Source organism: Desulfolutivibrio sp., assembly GCF_036584575.1.
GTDB lineage: Bacteria > Desulfobacterota > Desulfovibrionia > Desulfovibrionales > Desulfovibrionaceae > Desulfolutivibrio.
In genome coordinates this window covers 1-6,897 of record NZ_JAZHDB010000036.1, presented here as the reverse complement: position 1 = coordinate 6,897, position 6,897 = coordinate 1, and the positions used below count along the sequence as shown (strand labels likewise).

The 6,897-nt window shown below is 66.2% G+C and carries 8 protein-coding genes and 1 pseudogene; 6 read left to right on the top strand and 3 right to left on the bottom strand.

The features are described from left to right. Positions 1-39: 39 nt before the first annotated feature. The 5 genes from aroE to V3572_RS02655 are packed head-to-tail and all read left to right on the top strand — an operon-like array spanning position 40 to position 3,444. The gene (aroE, locus tag V3572_RS02675; protein WP_332109427.1) at positions 40-876 is read left to right on the top strand and encodes a shikimate dehydrogenase; all 837 of its coding nucleotides are present in this window, start codon (positions 40-42) and stop codon (positions 874-876) included. A gap of 24 nt (positions 877-900) precedes the next feature. Beyond that, positions 901-2,250 carry an alkaline phosphatase family protein gene (locus V3572_RS02670; RefSeq protein WP_332109426.1) on the top strand — a complete coding sequence of 450 codons (1,350 nt, stop codon included), beginning with the start codon at positions 901-903 and terminating at the stop codon, positions 2,248-2,250. Between the two features lie 3 nt (positions 2,251-2,253). Then, entirely contained in the window at positions 2,254-2,859 is a 606-nt protein-coding gene (locus V3572_RS02665; protein WP_332109425.1) for a nicotinate-nucleotide adenylyltransferase, read from the top strand. An 8-nt stretch (positions 2,860-2,867) separates the two neighbouring features. Continuing rightward, complete coding sequence (locus V3572_RS02660) at positions 2,868-3,143, top strand: cytotoxic translational repressor of toxin-antitoxin stability system (protein ID WP_332109424.1); 276 nt, start codon at positions 2,868-2,870, stop codon at positions 3,141-3,143. After that, positions 3,112-3,444, top strand: a complete 333-nt coding sequence (locus V3572_RS02655; protein WP_332109423.1) for a helix-turn-helix domain-containing protein — start codon at positions 3,112-3,114, stop codon at positions 3,442-3,444. The genes V3572_RS02660 and V3572_RS02655 overlap by 32 nt, the downstream gene beginning before the upstream one ends. Before the next feature lie 51 nt (positions 3,445-3,495). Here V3572_RS02655 and V3572_RS02650 read toward each other — a convergent pair whose 3' ends face one another. Together V3572_RS02650 and V3572_RS02645 are read right to left on the bottom strand one after the other, a co-directional pair. Then, positions 3,496-4,365, bottom strand: a complete 870-nt coding sequence (locus V3572_RS02650; RefSeq protein WP_332109422.1) for a YitT family protein — start codon at positions 4,363-4,365, stop codon at positions 3,496-3,498. 49 nt (positions 4,366-4,414) lie between these two features. Then, positions 4,415-5,929, bottom strand: coding sequence for a radical SAM protein (locus tag V3572_RS02645; RefSeq protein ID WP_332109421.1), 1,515 nt, complete (start codon positions 5,927-5,929; stop codon positions 4,415-4,417). Between the two features lie 52 nt (positions 5,930-5,981). Here V3572_RS02645 and V3572_RS02640 point away from each other — a divergent pair, with 52 nt between their 5' ends. Further along, on the top strand, positions 5,982-6,641 hold the full coding sequence (locus tag V3572_RS02640; RefSeq protein ID WP_332109420.1) for a hypothetical protein: 660 nt from the start codon (positions 5,982-5,984) through the stop codon (positions 6,639-6,641). A 49-nt stretch (positions 6,642-6,690) separates the two neighbouring features. On the opposite strand, the pseudogene V3572_RS02635 reads toward V3572_RS02640, so the two are convergent. Beyond that, positions 6,691-6,897: pseudogene (locus tag V3572_RS02635) on the bottom strand (hypothetical protein); the annotation flags it as partial.

Below are 6,897 nucleotides of genomic sequence, written 5' to 3'. Positions count from 1 at the left end.
CCCCCTCCCCAGTTCCCATTTCCCGCCAAGGAGCCTCCCATGCCTTTCCTCCCCTCCCGCCTGTTCGGCATCATCGGGCATCCGCTCGGGCATAGCTTAAGTCCTTTACTGCACAATTGGGGTTTCGGGCATTTCGGGCTGCCCGGGGTGTACATGGCCTGGCCGGTTGCGGCGGGCCGGGTGGCGGATTTTATGACGGCGGTGCGGGTGCTGGGGATTGAGGGCGTCTCGGTGACGATCCCGCACAAGGCGGCGGTGATGGCGTTCGTGGACGAGGTGACGGACCGGGCCCGGGCGGTGGGCGCGGTGAACACGCTTTTTTGGCGGGGCGGGAGGTTGTGCGGCGAGAACACGGACGTGGCCGGGTTTGTCGCGCCGCTTCGCGGGATGGGCGATCTGCCGGGCACGGCGCTGGTTGTGGGCGGCGGCGGCGCGGCCAGGGCGGCGGTGGCGGGGCTAAAGGAGCTTGGCCTGACGGAGATTTTGATGACCAATCGCACGGCGGCCAAGGCCGAGACCCTGGCCCGGGATTTCGGGGTGGGCTGCGTGGCCTGGGAGACCCGGGCGGAGCGGGCCGGGGGGCTTGTGGTCAACGCCACGCCCTTGGGGATGCTCGGGAAAAACGAGGGCCTGTCGCCCATGCCCACGGGGAGCGTGGGAGCCGGGGCCGTGGCCTATGATCTGGTGTACAATCCGCATGAGACGGTCTTTTTGCGGGATGCGGCGGCGGCCGGGGCCAGGACGGTTACGGGACTTGAAATGTTTTTCGGGCAGGCGGTGGAGCAGTTTAGGCTGTGGACCGGGTTAGAGCTGCCGCGCCAGGAGGGCATGGCGCTTTTGCGTGCCGCCCTGTATGGGGAAGGGGACGGGGCGTAACAGAAAAAGCGTGGGGGAGACGGCATGGGCGGGGAGCGGGCGGTCAAACGGTGCGTGCTTGTGGTGCTGGATGGGCTGGGGGACCGGTCCCACGCCTGTTTCGGCCACAGGACGCCGCTTGAGGCGGCCGATACCCCCAACCTGGACCGGCTGGCGGCGCTTGGCTGCAACGGCCTGTACCACGCCGGGCATCTGGGGCAGGCGCTGCCGAGCGAAAACGCCCATTTCGCCATGTTCGGCTACCAGGCGAGCGAGTTCCCCGGCCGGGGGCCGCTTGAGGCCCTGGGGGCGGGGATTGCCGTTTCGCCTGACGAAGTGGCGGCCCTGGCCCATTTTTCCAGCGTGGCCGAGCAGGACGGCGGCCTGTATCTTTTTCGCGACAAACCTGAGGCCGTGACCGAGGCCGAGGCCCTGGAGCTTTTTGCGGCCGTGGCCGGGTTCGAGAGCCGGGGGGTGCATTTCCGGCTGGTCCGGGACCGGGGGCTTTTCGGAATACTTGTGCTGTCCGGGGGCTCGGGGGACGCGGTGGGGCCGGACTTCACGGACACCAACCCCATGGTGGACGGCCTGCCCATCCCCGAGGTGCTGCCCCTGTGCGGCGCGGACCTGGCCAGCGGGAACGCAGCCAAGGCCCTCAAGGACTATCTGCTGCACGCCTACGCGGCGCTCTCGGAACACCCGGTCAATGCCCACCGCGCGGCAAGGGGCCTGTGCCCGGTCAACGCCGTGGTCACCCAGCGCCCGGGGCGGCCGGGCAGACCGGAGCCTTTTTTGGCGCGCCACGGCCTTCGCGCCCTGTCCGTGGCCTCGGGCGTCATCTACCACGGCCTGTGCGCCTACCTGGGCATGGACGTCCACAAATGCAGGGACACGGCCAACCCCGGCGCGGATCTGGCCGAGAGGCTGCGGCTGGCCCGGGGAGCGCTTGATCGTTACGACTTCATCCATGTGCATACCAAGGCCCCGGACGTGGCCGCCCACACCAAGTCGCCGCAGAAAAAACGCCAGGTCATCGAGTCCTTGGACGAGGGCCTGGGGCAGGCCATGGTCGCCTTTCTCGACGACCCGGGGGTTATCCTGGCGGTCACGGCCGACCATTCCACGCCCTCTGCCGGGCCGCTTATCCACTGCGGCGAACCCGTGCCCCTGGTGGTGTGCGGCCCCGGGGTGCGCCGGGACGCGGTGACGCATTTTGACGAGGTGGCGGCTGCGGGCGGGGCGCTGGGGCATCCGCGCGGCACGGAGCTCATGCGGGTCTTGCAAAACGCCATGGACCGGGCGAAATTGGCAGGCATCCGGGAGACCCCGGAGCATCGCGATTTCTGGCCCGCCCCCTGCCGTCCATTTTTCCTGCGTGAACTGCATCGGAGGTGAACCATGCATGAGGTAGGGGTCATCCACGGCCGTTTCCAGGTGCTGCACAACGACCATCTGGCCTATCTCTTGGACGGGGCCAAACGCTGTCGGCATCTGGTGGTGGGCATCACCAATCCCGATCCGTTTCTGACCGCGCCGGACCCAAGCGACCCTTCACGGTCGGCGCCGGAAAACAATCCCCTGACCTATTATCAGCGGCAACGGCTGGTGCGGGCCGTCCTGCTGGAGGCCTTCACGGACAACGGCTGCGATCCCGAGAGCTTCACCGTCGTGCCCCTGCCCATCAACCTCCCGGAGCTGTACCGGTATTATGTCCCCATGGACGCGGTGTTTTTTTTGTCCATCTACGACGACTGGGGCCGTCGCAAGCGGGAGCTTTTTACGTCGCTGGGGCTTGTCGTGGAGGTCATGCGCGAGGTGTCGCCCTGGCAGAAGGGGCTCAGCGCCACGGAGGTGCGCCAGCGCATGATCCGCAATGATCCCTGGGAGCATCTGGTTCCCCCGGCGGCGGCCTGGCTCATGAAGGAATGGGACGTGCCCGGGATGCTGCGGCGGGGGGCATCCGGAGTTGACAATATATCAAAAAATGATAGGTTTTCTGCATGAAGTGGACGGTGGTGTTTTCCAAAAAAGCGGCCAAGCAGCGGGACAAGCTCCCCAAAAGGATCGCGGACCGCCTTGCGCTTTTGGGTTTCGCCATTGAGGCCGACGGGCCGCTCCAGCCCACAATGCCGCATTTCAGCAAGCTGTGGGGCTGGCCTGGCGAAGTGTACCACTGTCATCTGAACAAGAGGCGGCCGACGTATGTGGCGGTTTGGATGGTTGAAGACCGCATGGTGAAACTGGTGGAGGTGATTTATGTTGGAACTCACGAAAAAGCCCCGTACTGACGGGCTCGTGGAGATTTGCGCGGTTGTTCCCGAATCCAGGGTGAATGCCGTGTCGCGGGCCATCGAATACGCCGTGGGGCCGACGACGCCCTTGCGGGAGGTCTTCCCCGACTCGACCCCTGGTTCACGCCTGCGCAGCGCGCGTGAGCTGCGCGAATTGACCCAGGCGCAGCTTGCGGGGCGTCTCGGGGTGAGCGCCCCGAACGTCTCGGCCATGGAGCGGGACCGGCGTCCCATCGGCAAGGCCATGGCCAAGAAGCTCGGCGAGGTTCTGGAATTCACCTATCATGTCTTTTTGTAGTCTGTTGCCGCCACAGCGATCATATGCCGCCGTGGTCCGGCGTTTCCCGGGCTAATAGACCTTGCGCCGGGAAAACCCCTCGCCCAGCACGTTGAAGGTGTTCTCCACCACGAAAAAGGCGTTCTTGTCCCGGGCGAAGACCAGCTCCTCCAGGCGTTTGATCTGCACCGTGTCGGTGATGGTCAAAATCACCTTCTTGGGCTTGCCGGTATAGGCCCCGCGCCCGTAGAGGAATGTGGAGCCCCGGCGCAGCACATGCACGATGTCGTGAGCGATCTGCTCGGAGTGGTCGGAGATGATCAGCACCATCTTGCGCTGGTTGAAAAGCGACAGGAAGTATTCCATGACCGTGGACGAGACAAAGGAGAGCACCAGGGAATATAGGATCAGGTCCGTGTCGTAGAAGAAAAAACCAACGGAGAAAAGAACCAGGTTGTAATAGAAGTTGAACTGCCCCACGCGCAGGTTCCATTTCTGGTTCAGCGCAATGGCCACGATGTCCGTGCCGCCCAAAGATCCAAAGGACCGCAGGGCGATGCCCACCCCGGCCCCCATGACCGCCCCGCTGAAGATGGCCGCCAGCATGGGATCGTCGATGCCCGCCCGAAAGGTCACCATGTCCATGAAGACGCTGAGGGCCGCCATGCCGTAGAGGGTGTAGAGGATGAAGCGGCGGCTTAGGCTGAACCAGCCCACAAACATGAGCGGCACGTTCAGGGCGAAATACCACGAGCCGATGCCCAGGCCCCCCACGAGATAGTAGAGAAGCAGCCCCAATCCCGAGACACCGCCGGAGATGAAGCCGTGCTCCACGGCGATGGCCTTGACGCCGATGCTGAAGATGAGCGCGCCCAGGGTGATGAGCGCCACGTTTCGGGCTACGGCGAGAAGGGGATTGTCCAGGAACCGGCGAATGGTCATCCCCCGCACCTATCGTGGCCGGGCCGGGAAAGCAACTGCGCCGGAGAAATCAGGCAGAGGGCTTCGGGCGGGCGAAGCGGGCCAGCCGTGCGGGATGCGGCGGGATCACGGCGCTGCACCCGTCGCAGGCCAGGGCGTAGCGCATGTCCTCGATCCAGGTCCGGCGGTACATGGCGTCGGTCAAAAAACGTTTGGCCAGGGACAGGGGCCGGGAAAAGACGTCCATGACCGGGCCGAAAAGCTCGGAAGGATCGCGGAAGCATTCCCAATCGCAGCGGTCGCAAAAGGGGGTGGCCGCGATCCTGGCCGGGTCGAAATCCGAAAACAGCCCCATGTCCTCGCCGCCCCGGTAGCCGCAGGGGAAGATGTGTCCCCGGGCCGCGTCCATGAAAAAGAAGTCGATGCCGCCCCGGCAGGGGTAGTGGCCGTTTTGCGGCCCGTCGCCGTAGTGGCGCATGAGTGAGAGCAGGGAACTGCGCGGGGTGAAGATGCGCAGCCTGCCCCGGTATTCCGGGATGACCTCGAAAAGGGCGGCAAACAGCGCGGCTTTCTCCTGGCGCGAGAACCGGATGAAGTCGTCGGCCGAGGTGGCGGCGTAGACCGCCTCCGCCGCCGTCACGGTCGCGGTTGCCTTGTCGTCTCCCGGCGGCGGGGATTCCTCGGCGCTCATGGGATAGCAGGCGTTGACCGTGGTGAATCCCAGCGACTCCACAAAGGTGTAGAAGCGGCGAAAGGCCCCTTGGAAATGGGCGGTGAAGGCGGCGGCGGCGAAGGCGTCGGGGCGGTGCGGGTCGTGGGGCGGCGGCGCGTCGTCGCCGTCCGGGGTGCGCCCTCCCGTGTGGCGATTGATGCCCAGGTTGGCGGCCGGATACAGGCCGTGGGCGTGGAAGATGGGCAGGGCCTTGGCGATGCCGCGCACCACCCCGGGCAGACCCCGGTTGGCCTCATGCAGATCGGCCTCGGCGCTGTCCAAGCTGATCCAGAAGGCGTTGAAGCCGCTGGCCAGCAGGGTGTCCGCCAGGCTGGCCACCCGCGCGGCGAAATCGGGACGTTCGTGGTCCCGGAAATAAAAACCGTTGGTGCCCGTACGCACGTAGCGAATGCCCGCCTCACGGGCGCGCCGGGCCAGGGGGGCGATGTCGTCCAGGCACAAGAGCGGCTCCCCGCCGGTGAACGAGATGGCGGCCACGCCCCGGGCGGCCATGGCCTCGATCTGGGGGGCGAGGAAGTCCGGGCGCAGGGTGGAGCGCTTGAACCGGTTGCCCGTGCGCATGCCGCACTGCACGCAGGAGGCGTTGCAGCGGTCGGTGTACTGGATCACCACCTGGCCGGGGATGCGGCCCCGGGCCAGGCGGCCCAGGTCGGACAGGGTGACGGGGCGTGGGGACTTCGGGTGGGCGGCGTGTGCGGTCATGGTCAGGGAGGATGCCCGGGGCATATGGCGGTGGCGTGGCGCGGCGGTGACGCGGGAGTGAAGACGCGGCATGTCCTTGCGGGAGACCGGAGAAAAGGTGTAGTCCAAGGGGCCGAAGGCAGTTTGGCCGATGCCGGAGTAGCGTGACATTTGAACGCCGACGCATGCAACCGGGTGCGGACCCTGTGGAGCCCCTGGGCCTATGGACGATCTGGACGTCATCATTGCCGAGCTTTTCCGGAAATATTTCCATGTGCTGTGGGAAGCGGTCACGGAACTGGCGCACAAGACGTGGCTTGCCTTGTGGGGCGCGCTTTACGACGCGGCGGGCTGGCTGGAGGCGTTTGTCGGGGCTGTCGCCGCCCGGGTGTCCTTATGGCAGGTGACCGGCATGGCCGTGATCGCGGTCGCCGGGCTGTGCTTTTGGATATTTCGCGAGAATTTTTACGTGCGCCGGTTTCGCCATAACATCCATTGGCTGCGCTTTCGCGGCTATCGGCCCATGCTGGTGGACTATCGCCTGGGGGCCAAAAGCGGCCGGGCGGACTTTCTGGGCCGCGAGACGGCCGTTCCCGAGCGTTTCCCGGGACTGCGCATCTTCGACGCCATCCCCGAGGCCTATGTGGTGGTCTTCGGCGCCGGAAACGGCGGCCCGGCCCGCATGGTGCGCACCTATCCCCGCCAGACCCGGGCCGGGCGCGCGGCCATGGTCCGGGAACTCTCGGCCCATGTGCGCGAGGTCGGCCGCTACGTCAATCCGCGCAGCGAGGTGGAGGCGCTTTTGGCCTTCCTGGCGGCCATGGACCCGGCCATGGAGGAATTCGGGCGGTATGGGGAAGGGGAAAAACGGCATGCGGTCTGAACGTCCGGCCGTGGCAGGGGTTTCCACGGCCGGACGGACGCAAACAGGGTCACATGGTGTTGGCCCGGTTGACGCAGGCCACATAGACGGCGTTGCAGTTCATGTTGCACTGGTCCCGATACCCCCCGTAATACGAGGTGTTGCACATCTGGGCGCAGTAGGCCTGCTCCTGGGCGCACTGGGCCAGGGCCTGGGCGCGCCAGCCGCCGCCGGGGCCATATCCGGGTCCGGGAGGACGGCGCGCGCCGGGCGGGGG

Coding starts and splice junctions, on each gene's coding strand:
- V3572_RS02670 (WP_332109426.1), top strand. CDS start 901: ATGGGCGGGGAGCGGGCGGTCAAACGGTGCGTGCTTGTGGTGCTGGAT.
- V3572_RS02640 (WP_332109420.1), top strand. CDS start 5,982: ATGGACGATCTGGACGTCATCATTGCCGAGCTTTTCCGGAAATATTTC.
- V3572_RS02645 (WP_332109421.1), bottom strand. CDS start 5,929: ATGTCACGCTACTCCGGCATCGGCCAAACTGCCTTCGGCCCCTTGGAC.
- V3572_RS02665 (WP_332109425.1), top strand. CDS start 2,254: ATGCATGAGGTAGGGGTCATCCACGGCCGTTTCCAGGTGCTGCACAAC.
- V3572_RS02650 (WP_332109422.1), bottom strand. CDS start 4,365: ATGACCATTCGCCGGTTCCTGGACAATCCCCTTCTCGCCGTAGCCCGA.
- V3572_RS02655 (WP_332109423.1), top strand. CDS start 3,112: ATGTTGGAACTCACGAAAAAGCCCCGTACTGACGGGCTCGTGGAGATT.
- aroE (WP_332109427.1), top strand. CDS start 40: ATGCCTTTCCTCCCCTCCCGCCTGTTCGGCATCATCGGGCATCCGCTC.